Below are 785 nucleotides of genomic sequence, written 5' to 3' on the forward strand. Positions count from 1 at the left end.
CTTCGGCGGTCGCGCCGCTTTCTTCGGCAAGGTCTCGAACGACACGCTCGGCGAAATCTACGCCCACGACATGCATGCGCAGGGCGTCGCCTTCGACACCAGGCCGCTCAACGGCGAACCGCCGACGGCGCGCTCGATGATCTTCGTCACGCCGGACGGCGAGCGCTCGATGAACACCTATCTCGGCGCCTGCGTCGAGCTCGGGCCGGAGGATGTCGAGGCCGACAAGGCCTCGGGCGCCGCCGTCACCTATTTCGAGGGCTATCTGTGGGACCCGCCGCGCGCCAAGGAAGCGTTCCGGCAGACGGCGAAACTCGCCCATGCCGCCGGGCGCGAAGTGTCGATGACGCTGTCGGATTCGTTCTGCGTCGACCGCTATCGCGACGAGTTTCTGGAGCTGATGCGCTCAGGCACCGTCGACATCGTCTTCGCCAACAGCCACGAGATCAAGTCGCTTTACCAGACCGCCTCCTTCGACGAGGCGCTGGCGCAGATCCGCAAGGACTGCAAGATCGCCGCCGTCACCCGTTCGGAAAAGGGCTCGGTAATCGTGCGCGGCGACGAGACCGTCACCATCGATGCGACCAAAATCCGCGAATTGGTCGACACCACCGGCGCCGGCGACCTCTATGCTGCCGGCTTCCTCTACGGCTACACGCAAGGGCGCAGCCTGAAGGATTGCGGCGACCTCGGCTCGCTGGCGGCCGGACTGGTCATCCAGCAGATCGGGCCAAGGCCGCGGCAGAATTTGCGCCACGAGGCTGAGCAGGCAGGGCTGCTGTAGG

General features: G+C 65.9%; 1 protein-coding gene. It reads left to right on the forward strand.

Annotated elements, in window-relative coordinates:
* On the forward strand, positions 1-784 hold a 784-nt coding region (locus ACWTU8_RS31710; protein WP_455851239.1), incomplete at its 5' end, for an adenosine kinase.
* Position 785 lies beyond the last annotated feature (1 nt).

The organism is Mesorhizobium sp. BHbdii (assembly GCF_053848045.1).